The sequence below is a fragment of the Fusicatenibacter sp. genome (assembly GCF_977045365.1).
Genome location: NZ_CDRRUH010000025.1, coordinates 1 through 16,078, shown reverse-complemented (window position 1 = coordinate 16,078; position 16,078 = coordinate 1). Strand labels below are relative to the sequence as shown.

Sequence of the window (16,078 nt, the reverse complement as noted above, 5' to 3'; positions counted from 1 at the left end):
CGTTAAACCTTGCGCATTTTGCAAATTGACAAACGATGAGATTTCGGTAGAATAAAAAAATAGGATTTTATGCGTTTCTGTTGAAATCTGCCAATAGAAAAGGGAGAGAAAGGGAGGAAAATGTATGGGGGAAGGTCATAAAAAACTGAATTTTTCCGACTGTATGGGTCTTGCGATCGGTCAGATCATCGGCTCAGGAATCATGGTGCTGACGGGAATCGTCATCGGTCTGACGGGGCACGGCATTGCGGCCGCGTTTGTATTGGGCGCAGTCCTCGCCATCATCACCTGTGTGCCGTTCATTATCCTGACATCCGCGATCCCGTCGTCGGGCGCCGGTTTCACCTACATCCGCCGGCTGATGGGCGAAAAAGCCGGATTTATGTACATTGCGATGTTTGTCTTAAGCCAGGTGCTGATCGCGACGTACGCGAAAGGCTTTGCGAGTTATTTCTGCTCGATCTTTCCGCGGTTCAATGAGGCGGTTGTGGCCATGGCGGCACTTGTCATCTGTACAGCCATCAACCTCGTCGGACTGAAATCGAGTGCACTCGTACAGAAGGGCATGGTTGTGCTGCTGCTTTTAAGCCTGTTCTTATTTATTGTATTCGGACTGCCGAAAGTGAGCTGGGATGCCCTGACACCGACGGTATCCAATCTGATGCCGAACGGTCCGAAGAACTTTTTCACAGGTGTAGCGCTTTTGAGTTTTGCGTGCGGAGGCGCAAAATTCGTTGCGGAGAACGGAGACGATATCGTGGAGCCGTCCCGCACGATTCCAAAGGTTATCGTGCTTTCCACGAGTATCGTTGCTGTATTCTACGTGCTGATCGGTATCGTGGCAGGCGGCGTGCTTCCGGTCGAAACGGTCGCATTTCAGAACCTGACCCTTGTCGCGCAGGAGATTTTTCCAACCTGGCTGTACCTGTTCTTCGTGTTCGGCGGTGCTGTATTTGCGCTGCTCACCACCCTGAACGGAACCTTGAGCTGGGTGACGCGAGGACTGCAGGCGGCCGCAAAACAGGGCTGGCTGCCGGAAAAAACTGCGGAGGAGAATAAAAACGGTGTTCCGGTGATCCTTCTGTTGGTCTTTTTCCTGATGGGCGCCATTCCGATCCTTACGGGAATGGATCTGACATTGATTTCAAACATGGGTGTCGGAACCGATATGGCGACGGAGTTTATGGTGCTGCTGGCCTGTTGGCGTCTGCCGGATATTTTCCCGGAAGAGTATCAGAAATCTGCGTTTTGTATGAAAAAGCGGACACTTCACATTCTGCTGTTTTTCATCGGCATTCTGATGATTGGAACCTCGTATGTCAATCTGTCAGACCTTACCGTTCCAGCGGCGATCGCATGCGGCATCTATATTCTGGTGATGTTTGTTTACACGCAGGTCCGATATCCGTATGTGAAGGCAAAACAGGAAAAGAAAGAAGACAAATAAAGAAGAGAAATGGAGAAGAAACATGAGGGCAACAACAAAAGAGCAGGGCTTTTACAGCCAGATTTTTAAGCTGGTTCTGCCGATTGTGATTCAGAATCTTTTAAGCGCGGCAGTTAACTCTGCCGATGTCGTGATGCTGAACTACGTGGGACAGTCCGCTATTTCCGCGGTATCTCTGGCATCCAATTATGCAAATGTATTATTTATGGTTTATTATGGATTGGGAACAGGAGCAACACTTCTGTGCGCCCAGTACTTTGGAAAAGGCAATATGCGCGCAATTCAGACCGTCGAGGGAATCGCACTTCGATTCTCCGTCATCATCTCCGTCGTTGTGGCAGGAATTGCTTTTACCATGCCACAGATGATGATGCGTCTGTTTACAGATAATGCGGAACTGATCCGGATCGGTGCTTCGTATCTGCGCGTCATGGGTGTCACCTACCTGTGCTGGGGCATCACGGAGATCTATCTTGCGGTGCTTCGAAGCCTCGGCCGTGTGACGATCAGCATGGCGATGAATATGATGGCATTCGCACTGAATGTATTTTTCAACGCATGCTTCATTTTTGGCCTTTTCGGATTTCCGAAGCTTGGAGCAACCGGTGTTGCAATCGCAACGGCGATGTCGCGAGTCATTGAATTGATCGGCTGCGTGATTGTGTCGATCACGAGTAAGGATATCAAGCTTGATCTGCGGTACATGTTTATCCGCAACAAGCTGCTGTTTTCTGACTTTGTGAAGCTGTCACTTCCGGCGCTTGGAAATGATCTTTCCTGGGGCGTTGCATTTTCGATGTATTCTGTGATCCTGGGCCATCTGGGAAGCGATGCGGTAGCGGCAAACTCGCTCGTTGTCGTTGTAAGAAACATCGGAACCGTGCTGTGCTTTGGTGTGGCAAGTGCGGGTGGTATTCTGCTTGGAAATGTTATGGGAGAAGGAAATCTGGAAAAGGCGAAGGAATATGCATCGAAACTGCTGAAGCTGACGGTTGTTACCGGAGCAGTGGGCGGACTGGTTGTGCTGGTCATCACGCCGTTTGTACTGAGATTTGCTTCGTTAAATGAGACTGCGATGCATTATTTGAAATATATGCTGCTGATCAACACCTATTATATTATGGGGGCAGCTGTCAATACGACGCTGATTGCCGGAGTATTCCGTGCCGGAGGTGACACGAAGTTCGGACTGATCTGCGATACGATTGATATGTGGTGCTATGCGGTGCCACTTGGATTTATTGCAGCGTTTGTCTTCAAGCTTCCGGTTCTTTGGGTCTATTTCCTGCTGTGTACAGATGAGTTTGTGAAATGGCCGTGGGTTCTGAAACGGTATAAGAGCGGACTGTGGGCAAAGAATATTACGCGGGATCATCTGTTTGAGGATGAGACAAAAGAATAGATGATATAGAAAAAGAAAAAAGACATCTGCGGAGGTGAAAAATCACTTCGTCAGATGTCTTTTTCAAACACGCTCTAAAGAACAGTATATCCTTTGCTCTTTAAGCTTGCTTCTGTCTCGTACACATCCGGTACATGGAACACCATGATCGGGCAGCCGGACTCACGGTTGAAGGAGAGATAGATGTAGTCGATGCTGATATTTGTCTCAAGCAGTGTCTTCAGAAGAGAATTTAAGTTACCCGGCTGATCGACGACTTCAACACCGAGTACATCTGTCTGGCGTGTCATGTAACCGGCAGCCTGAAGCGCCTGCTCTGCTTTATCCGGATCGGAAACGACCATGCGGACAATGCCGTACTCTGCGCTGTCATTGTTGACGGAACCTAAAATGTTGACGTCATTTTCAAACAGAATTTGTGTAATCTGCTGCATCGTGCCTTTTTTATTTTCTGCGAAAATAGAAATTTGTTTTAACATGATTGGGGCCTCCTAAAATAGATTTCTGGTTTTATTATACTGCCAAAATCAAACCCGTCAACGAATTTTGGAAAAGAAGACGAAAAAAGATGAAAAAAGTGTATTACTTGCAGAAAATTGATAGAATAAAAACATCAATACAAAAAAAGGGAAAAAGAAATCGATGGATGGGGAAAAGACAGAAAAGTTGGTTTGTAAGAGAGAATACACAAAATACGGACGAAATATAAAAAAACAGGCGAAAAAACTTTTGCATAATGCCGAAAAATGCGCTACAATATAAACGATATATGTGAATTTATCATTGGGAGGTATTAGACTTATGGCTACATTTTATGCATCAAAAACAGGAGAAGTATCCGCAAGAGAAAAAGAACATTCCGCGCTGGTACGTGAACTGGCCGGTGAGTGCATGACACTTCTTGAAAACGACGGAACCCTGCCGCTTGCCGGTGCAGGAAAAGTCGCAGTTTATGGCAACGGCGTCCGCCACACGGTAAAAGGGGGTACCGGTTCCGGAGACGTTAACACAAGAACAGTTGTCACGATTGAACAGGGCTTAAAAGAGGCCGGTTTTGAAATCCTGACCGGTAAATGGCTCGACGAATATGACAAAGTGCTTGCAGATGCGCAGGCTGCATACCAGGCAGAGCTGGCAAAGAAAGCAGAGGAGCTTCACGTTCCTGTTTTTGCCGTCATGTTCTCGGAAGTATTTGCACAGCCTGACGTACCGGTAATTACCGAAAAAGAAGATACCGATACCGCTATCTATGTTCTGTCAAGAAACTCCGGTGAAGGTGCAGACCGCTATAACAGAGCATGCGATTATCTGCTCGGCGAAAACGAGCTCGCAGACATTGCCTATCTGGCAGAGCATTATGAGAAAACAGTTTTGATTTTAAATATTGCGAACCTTGTAGATACCACAGAGTTAAAGAAAATCAAAGGACTGAATGCAATTCTTCTTGCAGGACAGGCCGGAAATGCAACCGGAAACATTGTTGCAGACGTTGTTCTCGGAAAGAGCATCCCATCCGGAAAGCTGACCGATACATGGGCTGCTTCCTATGAAGATTATCCGTCCTCCCCAAATTTCAGCCATAATAACGGCGACACCAACGATGAGTATTACAGCGATGGCATTTATGTCGGCTACCGTTATTTTGACACCTTCAACGTAACCCCGAACTACTGCTTCGGCTACGGCAAAGGCTACACCGATTTTGAGATGGAAGTAAAGGGCGTGGAGGCAGACGCAAAGAACGTTACCGTTACAGCATCCGTAAAGAACATTGGTGATACGTTCGCTGGAAAAGAAGTCGTACAGGTTTACTATTCCGCACCGGAGGGAACGATCGAGAAACCGTATCAGGAGCTTGGTGGTTTCGGAAAATCCGATCTGCTCTCGCCGGGTAAGTCCCAGACGATTACCATTTCCTTCCCGACAAAATCTATGGCTTCCTACGACGAGAAAAAAGCAGCATGGGTACTCGAGGCAGGAACGTATTACATCCGTGTCGGCAACAGCTCAAGAACAACGAAAGTAGCAGCAGCTCTGAATCTCAAAGAGACCGTTGTTACGGTTCAGGGAAAAAATCTTTTCCCGGCAGATGATGCTCCGCAGGAACTCACAAAAGCAGGCGTGGCGCCGTACAGCTATGAAGGTGAGGCAGAAGAGAAAGCAGCTGCAAAACAGATCGATATCTGCAGCAAATGCATCAAGACGGAGACTGTTGTCTACAGTGAGACACCGGAAGCATTCCCGGCTTATGAGGGAGAAAAGCTGACCGCGGCAGATGTAAAGAACGGAAAAGCAACGTTAAAAGATCTTGTATCGCAGCTGACCGTAGAGGAGATGGCTGCCGTCTGCAATGGTACTGCAGACGGACTTGGTCAGGAAGGATTTATCGGATCTTCTTCCGATATGGCACCTGGAGCAGCGGGAGATACGACTTCCATTCTTCTGGAGGACAGAGGCATTTACAATACGATTCTTGCAGACGGTCCGGCCGGTCTTCGTCTGATTCCGCACTTTGTCGTTGATGCAGACGGAAAGATGGTATCCTCCGGAAATCCTCTGGAAGATGCGTTTAACAAAAATGAAATCGAAGTTCCGGAAAGCGGCACGGAGTATTTCCAGTACTGCACTGCAATCCCGGTAGCAGCACTTCTTGCGCAGTCCTGGAACATGGATCTGATCCAGAAATGCGGCGATATTGTCGGAAAAGAGATGGAAGAATTCCATATTTCCGTATGGCTGGCACCTGGCATGAACATTCACAGAAATCCGCTCTGCGGAAGAAACTTCGAGTACTATTCCGAGGATCCACTTGTGGCAGGTCTGTGTGCAGCAGCCGATACCAGAGGAATCCAGTCCCATGCCGGAATCGGAACCAGCATCAAGCACTTTGCAGCCAATAACCAGGAAGACAACCGTATGTATGTCAATGAGCATATCAGCGAGCGTGCAATGCGTGAAATCTATCTGAAGGGCTTTGAAATCGCAGTCAAGACAGCACAGCCGATGACAATCATGTCCTCCTACAACCTGGTAAACGGCGTACATACTGCCAACAGCCACGACCTTCTGACGGCAGCAGCAAGAGATGAGTGGGGCTTCGCAGGCTATGTCATGACCGACTGGGGAACCTCAGAGGATATGAGTGGACTGTTTGCCTACAAATATAACCTGAAATACGGACATTCCACTTCAAGAGAATGTGTTCTTGCAGGAAATGACCTGCAGATGCCGGGCCAGGAAGGAAACCGTCAGGAAATTGTAGCATCTGTTGCAGACGGAACCCTGCCGCTTGGACAGCTTCAGACCTGTGCATACCGTATTCTGAATGTTGTTCTGCAGTCCCTCGCCTATGATGACTGTAAACCGTACGGTGATCAGTTCGATCTCGAAGAGGCAGTTACCGTTACAAAAGCATAAAAAATCAAAAAACATAGAAGCAGCCCCGCAGACCTTTCCCATAAGGCTTTGCGGGGCTGCTTTTTGTACGGTCAAAGAGACAAGTCTGTGACTGCAAGAGACAAACGATTTCCGCAACCTGCAAGCCCCGCCTGATGGCATAAAATGTAAAAAGCTCACGAAAAAACGGTAAAACTGGAGAAAAATACAGAATAAAATCGGTAAAAAATAAAAAAATAGTGGAAAATGCACAAAAAGATTGTCCATAGAGCAGATAGTGTGTTATAATGAATACATCTATTAAAACAGGGGGATAGATTATGGCAAAAGAAATGATAGCAATGCTTCTTGCCGGAGGTCAGGGATCTCGCCTTTATGCGCTGACCGAGAAGCTTGCAAAACCGGCAGTTCCATTTGGCGGAAAATACAGAATCATCGATTTTCCGCTTTCTAACTGCGTAAATTCCGGAATTGATACCGTAGGTATTCTGACTCAGTATCAGCCAATGGTGTTAAATGAGTACATAGGAAACGGCCAGCCGTGGGATCTGGACCGCCTCCATGGAGGTGTTCATGTGCTGCCTCCTTATCAGAAAGCCTCAGGTTCTGACTGGTATAAAGGAACTGCAAATGCCATCTACCAGAACATTCCATTCATCGAGAGCTACGATCCGGAGTATGTCATCATCCTTTCCGGAGACCAGATCTGCAAACAGGACTACAGCGATTTCCTCCGCTTCCATAAGGAAAAAGGAGCAGAGTTCAGCGTTGCGGTTATGGAAGTGCCGTGGGAGGAAGCATCCCGTTTCGGACTTATGGTGGCAGATGAAAATGACAAAATCACCGAGTTCCAGGAAAAACCAAAACAGCCGAAATCCAATCTGGCATCTATGGGTATCTATATTTTCAACTGGGATATCCTGAAAAAATATCTGATTGAGGACGAGGCAGATCCGAATTCTTCGAACGATTTCGGAAACAACATCATCCCGAATCTTTTAAAAGACGGACGCAATATGTACGCTTATCACTTCAGCGGATACTGGAAAGATGTAGGAACCATCTCCTCTCTGTGGGAGGCAAACATGGAAATCCTCGATCCGGAACACAGCGGAATCAACCTGTTTGACAATGACTGGAAGATTTACAGCCGAAACAGCGGAAAAACAGGCCATAAGATCACCGAAACCGCTGTTGTGGAAAACTGTATGATCACCGATGGCTGCCGTATTGCCGGTCATGTCAAACACTCGATTCTGTTCTCCGGCGTAAAGGTTGCCGAGGGCGCAGAAGTAGAAGATGCCGTGATCATGGGAGGAACCGTGATCGAATCCGGAGCAGTCGTAAAACACTGTATCGTTGCGGAAAACGTTGTGATTGGCCAGAATGCCGTGGTGGGAGAAATGCCGCATGACGGTGAAAAAGGTGTTGCCACCATCGGATCCGGAATCCATATCGGTGAGCGTGCCAAAGTAGGACCAAATGCAATGGTAAATGCAAATGTAAAGGATGGTGAAGAAGAATGGTAAACGCAAATGCAGATGCACTGGGCATCATTTTCCCAAACAGCTATGATGAGCAGGTACCGGATCTGGTAAACGAGCGTCTGATGGCCTCCATTCCTTTTGCCAGCCGTTACCGCATGGTGGACTTTATTTTATCCAGCATGGTAAACTGCGGAATCGGAAATGTATCCATTATTGTCCGCAAAAATTACCATTCGCTGATGGATCATCTCGGCTCCGGACGTGAGTGGGATCTTGCCAGAAAAAAAGGTGGCTTAAATATTGTTCCGCCTTATTCTGAGAAGAAAATTCAGGTGTATTCCGGAAGAGTGGAAGCGCTGGCAAATGTTCTCGATTTTCTGAAATGGCAGAAAGAAAAATACGTTGTCATGGCGGACACCAACATTGCCTGCAATTTTGATTTCAAAGAGATGCTGAATCAGCATATCGAAAGCGGCGCAGATGTTACGGCAGCTTATACCAAACAGCCGATTCCGGAAGGCGTCAGAAGCTCTTACGAGAAAACCAATTATCTGCACTACACCTTCTCCATGGCAGGACAGAAGATCAGCAAGATCTTTGTAAACTCGGAGGAAAACGGAGTACAGAATGTATCAATGAATATCTATGTGATGGAGCGTCAGCTTCTGATCGACGAAATCAAAAAAGGCTTTGTCCTTGGAAATAAATTCTTTGAGCGTGATGTTCTGGCACCACAAACGGAGAAGCTGAACATTCAGGGATATGAGTTTACCGGCTATCAGGCAAGAATCGATGATATGAAGAGCTATTTCGATGAGAACATGAAGCTCTTAAAAGATGAAAATCTGGATAGCCTCTTCTTGGGAAACCCGATCTATACCAAAGTCCGTGACGACAATCCGACCCGTTATATCAACGGATCAAAAGCGAAAAACGTGATGGTAGCTGACGGCTGTGTGATTGAAGGTGAGATTGAAAACAGTATCCTGTTCCGTGGCGTCAAAGTAGCCAAAGGAGCAAAAGTAAAGAACTGTATCCTGATGCAGGACACCGTCATCGAAGCAGGCGCTGAGATCGAATACGTTGTCTCCGACAAATACGTAACCGTATCCGAAGGCAAACTGTTAAAAGGAACCGACTCCTTCCCGGTATTTATCGCGAAGGATCAAGTGGTATAAAGACACCCCGGGCGGGCAGGGAGGATATCTTCCCTGCCCGCTTTTTAAGATGAAAAACAAGCGCAAAAAAAGGTACTGCACCAGGAACGGATCCATCCTGTGTAGTACCTTTTTTCAGAAAAGTATGTTTTGTTTTCAGGCTTTCAGCGTTGGCAGCTGATACTGTTTTTTCAGTTCTTTATACTCTGCCTCAAACTCTTCTTCTTTCTTCAGCGCATGCAGATACTCATGTGTATCGAAGGATCCGCTGTGGATCTGGCTGACGCAGACGGCAATGTTGGAGCAGTGGTCGGAAATCCGTTCGAAGTCGGTCATCACATCGGAAAGGATAAAACCAAGCTCGATCGTGCATTTTCCACTCTGGAGCCGTTCGATGTGGTGGTTCTTCAGGCTGGAATTCAGGCTGTCAATCACCTGCTCGAGCGGTTCTACTTCATTTGCTTTTTTCACATCTTCATTATTGAAAACGGAGAAGGTCAGGCTTACGATATCTTTGACTGCTTTTCCATAAACAGCAAGCTCTGCGGCTCCGTCAGCGGAGAACTGCAGGTTCTTGTCATGCATTTCTCGTGCAGCTTTCATGATGTTGACGGTGTGATCGGAAATTCGTTCGAAATCGCCGATGCAGTGCAGGATCATGGAAAGTGTCTGGCTGTCCTTCGGAGAAAGCTTTTCGCTGGAAAGCTTCACCAGATATGTGCCGAGGGCATCCTCAAAATGATCCACCTTTTTCTCAAGAATATCTACATTTTCCGCATCCGCCTCGTTGTAGGAGGCCATCAGGTCAACAGAAGTAACAAGACCGGTTTCGGTCAGCTCTGCCATTTTTGCGGCTGCAACTTTACACTGCTGCAGAGCAAAAGCCGGGCTGTCGAGGAAACGGGTATCGAGCATCTGAACCGCTTCGTCTGCTTTTTCTTCCGGTCCGTCCGGAATGGTCAGTTTCGCAAGTTTAACCAGTCCGTCCGCAAACGGGAACAGGATCAGTGTTGCGAAAATATTGAAGCCGGAGTGAACGATTGCGATGTCGGCTGCATTTGCGGAGGTTTCCAGGAATGGAAAATGTACAAAGGCATTGATTCCATAAAAGAGAACCAGGAAAATGACAGTACCGATGATGTTGAAATAAAGGTGAACCATTGCGGTACGGCGTGCATTGCGGTTTGTACCGATGGAGGAGAGCAATGCGGTAATACACGTACCGATATTCTGTCCCATAATGATCGGAATGGCTACGGCGTAGCTGACGGAACCGGTTGCGCAGAGTGCCTGAAGAATACCGACAGAAGCAGAGGAACTCTGGATCACGGCGGTCAGAATGGTTCCGGCAAGAACACCGAGCACCGGAATTGAGAATTTTACGAGAAGTCCCGTGAATTCCGGTACATCTGCGAGTGGTGATACAGCGCTGCTCATGGTGTGCATACCAAACATCAGAATGGAAAAACCGGTTAACAGGGTACCGACATTTTTCTTTTTATCGCTCTTTGCCAGCATCAGCATAAAAACGCCGATGATTGCAAGAATGGGGGAAAAGGACGACGGGTTCAGCATTTTAATGAATACATTGTCGCCCTGAATGCCGGTAAGACTTAAGATCCAGGAAGTGATGGTGGTACCGATGTTGGCGCCCATGATGATGCCGACTGCCTGGTTCAGCTTCATGATGCCGGAGTTTACGAATCCGACAACCATAACAGTAGTTGCAGAAGAGGACTGGATAACTGCGGTAACACCGGCACCTAAAAGAACTGCCATAATCCGCTTTGAGGTCAGCTTTTCCAGCAGGTATTCCAGTTTACCGCCGGAAAGTTTGGTCAGGCCATCGCCCATGGCACTCATGCCGTATAAGAACATGGCAAGGCCACCGACAAAGGATAACACTCCAAAAATGTCCATAATTTCTCCCTTTACGTAATTTTCTTTTTCTTTTCGTGGTTTTAACAATAGATACGTGTTCTGCAGGTTCTACTCGAGAAAAAACCTACATTTAGAAGATAACACATCTAAAAACAGTTTTGTGTTAAATGTATGTAAAGTTTGTAAAGTGGTCAAAAAAGACTAAAATCCGGCGCGGCACTGTTTTGTGCCGGTGCCGGATCGCTTCTCAATGCAGGTATTTTGGCTGCTATGCGATTCTCGTTATAAGAAGTCTTTTAATTTCTCCATATTGTACTCTTCTGATTTCCGAAGTTTATCCATCAGATCCCGGATTTTGGGATCTGCGTCCTCGTACTGGCGGTACTTCTGGATCGCCTCGACGATGCCCATGCTGCTTCCGGTAATCAGCATGCTGGCAATGTGTGAGGCGGACTGATCCGTCATGGTCTGCAGGTTTATCATAAAATACGTGCGTGCTTTCTCCATCATGCCAAGGCCTTTTTCATCGTATCCATGCTCGTTCAGCAGCTCCTTTGCCGCCTGATGAAATTCCTCATAGCCCTGAAACTGGGTTTTCAGATGTTCTTTTAAGTCTTTGTCCTCAACCACGCCGATGAGCTGCCGGATCGTGTCGACACCCATCTGGGAGTTCTGGTAAATAAAGTTTAAAAGCTCTGCATCTCCACTCATCGTGCATCTTCCTTTCTTGCTTTCTTTGGTGGTTTCATGAGAGAGTATTGCCGTAAATCGGAGCAGATATACAAAGAAGCTTCAAAAATTTTGACAGCAAATGAGAGAGTTATTCATTTTGGAACTTTCGCTTGCAGTTTTTACGGAGTGTGGTAAAGTATTAGAGGAGTTATATGAATTTCAGCAGGGACAGACGATATGATCTGGCTCTGTGTTCAGAAAGAGGATAGAAAATTATGCTGAAAAAAATTGGAAGAAATGATCACTGCTGGTGCGGCAGCGGAAAGAAGTACAAAGACTGCCATCTGGCGCTGGATGAGAAAATCAATTCTTATAAATTAAAGGGATGGAAAATTCCGCCGAAGAAAATTATCAAAAGACCGGATCAGATCGACGGCATCCGTGAGAGCGGTCTTGTCAACATCGCCGTTCTGGATTACGTGGCAGAGAACATCCACGCAGGCATGAGCACCGAGGAGATCGACCGCCTTGTTGCGGAAAAAACAAAAGAGCTCGGTGGAATCGCTGCACCTCTGAACTACGAGGGATTTCCAAAGAGCGTGTGCACCTCGATCAACGACGCCGTATGCCACGGCATCCCGAATGAGGAGGAGATCCTGCAGGACGGAGATATCATCAACGTCGATGTTTCTACTATTTATAAAGGATACTTTTCCGACTCATCCCGTATGTTCTGCATCGGTGATGTAGACGATGTTTCGAAGAAGCTGGTGGAAGATACGCTAAAAGCCGTACAGCTCGGACTCTCCGAGGTACGCCCGTTCAACCGCCTCGGCAATGTCGGAGCCGTCATCAACGAGTTCGCCCAGAGCCAGGGCTACAAAGTTGTCCGCGACATCGGCGGCCACGGCGTCGGTCTGGAGTTCCATGAGGATCCGTTCGTCAGCTACGTCACAAGACGCGACACCGGAATGCTCCTCGTACCGGGCATGGTATTTACCATCGAGCCGATGATCAATCTTGGAACCGACGAAATCTTTATCGACGCCGACAACGACTGGACCGTTTACACTGAGGACGGCGCACCGTCAGCACAGTGGGAAGTAACGGTTGCAGTAACGGAAGACGGATATGAGGTGCTCGCTTACTAATTGATGCATAGAAACTATGAGAAACACGCTCTGCGAGTTTCTCAAGTTATCGCGGCAGTCGCCAAGGTCTCGTGCAGGCACGGACTTTGGCTCGTTGCCCGCGTAAATAAGAAAGCTGTGTCTGTGAGAGAAATTATTTTTCGGAGACACAGCTTTTTCTTTGCTGTCAGAGAAAAAGAGGTTGCATAATGGCAGGAAATACAATTATAATAAAAATACTGAAAGAAGCAGGGAAGCGACAGAGAGGAGGAATATCATGCCGGCAAGTACCAGAAATTTATTGGATCAATATACAAAAATACTTCAGAAAATTTATGGAAATCATTTAAAAAGCGTTATTTTATATGGGTCGTATGCAAGGGGCGATTACAGAGCTGATTCCGACATAGATATCATGATTCTTCTGGATCTGTCCGATCTGGATATTAAACAGTACCGCCATAAATTGTCAGGAGAAACCTTTGATTTTAATATGGATCATGATCTTGACATTAAACCGATTGCGAAAAGCCAGCAGCATTTCCAGAACTGGGTAGACGTATATCCGTTTTATGCCAATGTAAAAAAAGAGGGGGTAAAATTATTTGACGCAGCTTGATGAAAAAGGTACGCGGAAGGATCTGGTTCAGTATCGGATCGAAACGGCAAAAAGTGATATTAAAGCGGCAGAGATTCTTTTACAGGCAGAAGAATTTCGTGGGGCGAATAACAGAGCGTACTATGGAATTTATCATGCGGTATCTGCAATTCATGCGCTGGATGGAAATGCGTATAAAAGACATAAAGACGCTTTGGCAAATTTCAATAAAAATTATGTGAAAACAGAGATCTTTCCGAGAAAACTGGGAAAAAAGATTGTTGAATCGGAAGAGATCCGGCATGCGAGCGATTATGATGATTTTTATATTGCAACACGGGAAGAAGCAGAGGAGCAGATTGAAACAGCGAAGGAACTGGTAGCCCGGGTAGAAGCATATGTGCAGATAAGATGGGAGCAGGAAGAAAAATAAAACCAGGCTGGATTATTCAAAAACATTTTTGCGGGCAGAAAAAACGGCGTCTGCAAAAATGTTTTTGTGCTGTTATATGTCTAAGGAGAAAAGGGAGAAATACTATGCTGGATTTGGAACAGGAGATGAGCCGGTGCCGGGTTTGTCCGCGGAAGTGTGGGGCGGACCGGGAGCATGGGAAGACGGGGTATTGTAAGGCGCCCTCCGGAGTTGCGGCGGCGCGGGCGGCGCTGCATTTCTGGGAGGAGCCGTGTATTTCCGGAACGACGGGGTCAGGGACGGTTTTCTTTTCCGGGTGCAATCTGCGGTGTGTCTACTGTCAGAACCATCATATTGCGGAGATGGAGAGCGGAAAAGTGATTTCGATCGGGCGGCTTTCGGAGATTTTTCTGGAGCTGCAGGCGCAGAATGCGAATAACATCAATCTCGTGACGCCGAGCCACTATGCGTTACAGATCCGGGAGGCACTTCTTTTGGCAAAGAAAAAGGGACTTACCGTGCCGGTTGTGTATAACTGCGGCGGGTATGAGAGCGTGGAAGCCTTGCAGGCACTGGACGGGCTGATCGATATTTACCTGACGGATTTTAAATATATGGACCCCTCCCTTGCAAAAGCGTACTCGCGGGCAGAAGATTACCCGGAAACAGCAAAACGGGCGCTCGCGGAAATGGTGCGCCAGACGGGTGAGGCTGTATTCGATGAAAATGGTCTGATGAAAAAAGGTGTGATTGTGCGCCATTTATTGCTGCCCGGTGCTGTAAAAAATGCAAAAGCTGTGGTAAAATATGTCTATGAGACGTACGGCGATACTGTCTGGCTGAGCCTCATGAGCCAGTACACGCCGCTTTCGCAGGTGGAAAATATCCCGCCGCTGAACCGGAAAACGACAAAGCGGGAGTATGAGCGTCTGCTGGATTACACATTTTCCCTCGGTGTCACCAACGCCTTTCTGCAGGAAGGGCCGGTAGCTGAGGAGAGCTTCATTCCGGAATTTGACGGAAGAGGAATTTAATACGAGGAGGAAAAACTTTTGAGCAACGCAGTTGTAACACTGAAAAAAGGAGAGGGCCGCGCCCTAAAGCAGGGCGGAGCCTGGATTTTTGATAATGAGATCGCTTCGATTTTAGGAGCATATGAAAACGGAGATATCGTGCTGGTGCGCGACTTCGACGGATACCCGATGGGGCGCGGTTTCATCAACGAGCATTCCAAAATCCGCATCCGTATGATGACAAGAAACATCGACCAGGAAATCGATGAAGCATTCCTGAAAAAAAGAGTGCAGGATGCCTGGGAGTACCGTAAAAAAGTGACGGACACATCGAGCTGTCGTCTGATTTTCGGTGAAGCAGACTTTCTGCCGGGACTTGTAGTGGATAAATTCTCCGATGTGCTGGTCGTTCAGTCGCTGGCACTTGGTATCGACAAAATGAAAATGACGATCATCCGCCTGCTGGAGGAGGTTCTGGCAGCTGACGGGGTTAAGATCCGCGGCGTGTTTGAGCGAAGTGATGCAAAAGTGCGTGAGCAGGAGGGCATGGAGCGTGTGAAAGGATTTCTCTCCGAGCCGTTTGACACCAGCGTTGAAATCGTCGAGAATGGTGTTCATTATCTCGTCGATGTCAAGGACGGCCAGAAAACAGGATTTTTCCTCGACCAGAAGTATAACAGACTGGCTGTGCAGAAGCTCTGCAAGGACGCGAGAGTGCTCGACTGCTTTACCCATACAGGATCGTTCGCGCTGAATGCGGCATATGCAGGAGCAAAAGAAGTCATCGGCGTTGATGCATCGGAGCTCGGTGTAGAGCAGGCACGGAAGAACGCAGCCTTAAACGGTCTGGAAGACGTAGCATCTTTCGTCTGCGAGGATGTCTTTGAACTGTTGCCGCGCCTTGAAAAAGAAGGTGAGAAATTCGAGGTTGTTATCCTTGATCCACCGGCCTTCACAAAATCAAGAAACTCCATCAAAAACGCAATCAAGGGATATCGTGAAATCAATCTGCGTGGCATGAAACTGGTCAAAGACGGCGGCTACCTGTGCACCTGTTCGTGTTCCCACTTCATGGACTATGAACTCTTCACGAAAACCATCAACCAGGCGGCTCACAACGTCCACAAACGTCTCCGCCAGGTAGAGTACCGCACCCAGGCCCCGGATCACCCAATTCTGTGGGCGGCGGATGAGTCCTATTATCTGAAGTTCTACATCTTCCAGGTTGTGGATGAAAAATAGAAATTCTTCCTCCGCCGGAAGCGCCGAAACGGAAAATCGAAGTGTACGGTGATTCCGTCTTCGTAGGAGAAGTCTCCGAAGCGCTGTTTTTTCGGAAAGTTGTGATATAGTAAAATTATCCAGTGCGTCGTAAAACCCCTTGCTTCAGCTATGGGGATATAAGACGCGTCCATCGAATTTACGCAAGTAATTAAAGATGGACAAAATAACAGTTGTATTAATCAATAAAATACCGTATAAT

13 protein-coding genes are annotated in these 16,078 nt (G+C 47.3%); 10 read left to right on the top strand and 3 right to left on the bottom strand.

What is annotated here, in order from left to right; all coding sequences use genetic code 11:
* Positions 1 to 124 precede the first annotated feature (124 nt).
* Complete coding sequence (locus ACY2VW_RS07290) at positions 125 to 1,447, top strand: APC family permease (protein WP_461877599.1); 1,323 nt, start codon at positions 125 to 127, stop codon at positions 1,445 to 1,447.
* A 22-nt stretch (positions 1,448 to 1,469) separates the two neighbouring features.
* Positions 1,470 to 2,849, top strand: coding sequence for an MATE family efflux transporter (locus tag ACY2VW_RS07285; protein WP_461877598.1), 1,380 nt, complete (start codon positions 1,470 to 1,472; stop codon positions 2,847 to 2,849).
* Positions 2,850 to 2,923: 74 nt separating this feature from the next.
* Here the strand turns inward: ACY2VW_RS07285 and ACY2VW_RS07280 are convergent, their stop codons facing one another.
* Positions 2,924 to 3,328: an amino acid-binding protein gene (locus ACY2VW_RS07280; RefSeq protein ID WP_461874884.1), complete on the bottom strand. Its 405-nt coding sequence runs from the start codon at positions 3,326 to 3,328 to the stop codon at positions 2,924 to 2,926.
* Positions 3,329 to 3,650: 322 nt separating this feature from the next.
* On the opposite strand from ACY2VW_RS07280, the gene ACY2VW_RS07275 reads away from it, so the two are divergent.
* The 3 genes from ACY2VW_RS07275 (at position 3,651) to glgD (ending at position 8,910) form a co-directional block, all read left to right on the top strand.
* Positions 3,651 to 6,266 (top strand): glycoside hydrolase family 3 protein, encoded by a 2,616-nt coding sequence (locus ACY2VW_RS07275; RefSeq protein WP_461877597.1) that lies wholly within the window; start codon positions 3,651 to 3,653, stop codon positions 6,264 to 6,266.
* A 299-nt stretch (positions 6,267 to 6,565) separates the two neighbouring features.
* Entirely contained in the window at positions 6,566 to 7,774 is a 1,209-nt protein-coding gene (locus ACY2VW_RS07270; RefSeq protein ID WP_461874881.1) for a glucose-1-phosphate adenylyltransferase, read from the top strand.
* A complete protein-coding gene (gene glgD, locus ACY2VW_RS07265; RefSeq protein WP_461877596.1) occupies positions 7,768 to 8,910 on the top strand; it encodes a glucose-1-phosphate adenylyltransferase subunit GlgD in 1,143 nt (380 codons plus the stop codon). The genes ACY2VW_RS07270 and glgD overlap by 7 nt, the downstream gene beginning before the upstream one ends.
* A gap of 135 nt (positions 8,911 to 9,045) precedes the next feature.
* Here the strand turns inward: glgD and ACY2VW_RS07260 are convergent, their stop codons facing one another.
* Together ACY2VW_RS07260 and ACY2VW_RS07255 are read right to left on the bottom strand one after the other, a co-directional pair.
* Positions 9,046 to 10,809, bottom strand: coding sequence for a Na/Pi cotransporter family protein (locus ACY2VW_RS07260; RefSeq protein WP_461877595.1), 1,764 nt, complete (start codon positions 10,807 to 10,809; stop codon positions 9,046 to 9,048).
* A gap of 243 nt (positions 10,810 to 11,052) precedes the next feature.
* Entirely contained in the window at positions 11,053 to 11,481 is a 429-nt protein-coding gene (locus ACY2VW_RS07255; RefSeq protein ID WP_461874879.1) for a hypothetical protein, read from the bottom strand.
* A 236-nt stretch (positions 11,482 to 11,717) separates the two neighbouring features.
* Here ACY2VW_RS07255 and ACY2VW_RS07250 point away from each other — a divergent pair, with 236 nt between their 5' ends.
* From ACY2VW_RS07250 to ACY2VW_RS07230, 5 genes are all read left to right on the top strand, one after another.
* The gene (locus tag ACY2VW_RS07250; protein ID WP_461877594.1) at positions 11,718 to 12,593 is read left to right on the top strand and encodes a methionyl aminopeptidase; all 876 of its coding nucleotides are present in this window, start codon (positions 11,718 to 11,720) and stop codon (positions 12,591 to 12,593) included.
* A gap of 256 nt (positions 12,594 to 12,849) precedes the next feature.
* The gene (locus ACY2VW_RS07245; protein WP_461877593.1) at positions 12,850 to 13,191 is read left to right on the top strand and encodes a nucleotidyltransferase domain-containing protein; all 342 of its coding nucleotides are present in this window, start codon (positions 12,850 to 12,852) and stop codon (positions 13,189 to 13,191) included.
* Positions 13,178 to 13,603, top strand: a complete 426-nt coding sequence (locus ACY2VW_RS07240) for a HEPN domain-containing protein (RefSeq protein ID WP_461877592.1) — start codon at positions 13,178 to 13,180, stop codon at positions 13,601 to 13,603. Before ACY2VW_RS07245 ends, ACY2VW_RS07240 begins: the two co-directional genes overlap by 14 nt.
* A 104-nt stretch (positions 13,604 to 13,707) precedes the next feature.
* Positions 13,708 to 14,616, top strand: a complete 909-nt coding sequence (locus ACY2VW_RS07235) for a radical SAM protein (protein WP_461877591.1) — start codon at positions 13,708 to 13,710, stop codon at positions 14,614 to 14,616.
* An 18-nt stretch (positions 14,617 to 14,634) separates the two neighbouring features.
* Positions 14,635 to 15,837, top strand: coding sequence for a class I SAM-dependent rRNA methyltransferase (locus ACY2VW_RS07230; RefSeq protein ID WP_461877590.1), 1,203 nt, complete (start codon positions 14,635 to 14,637; stop codon positions 15,835 to 15,837).
* The last annotated feature ends 241 nt before the right edge of the window (positions 15,838 to 16,078 follow it).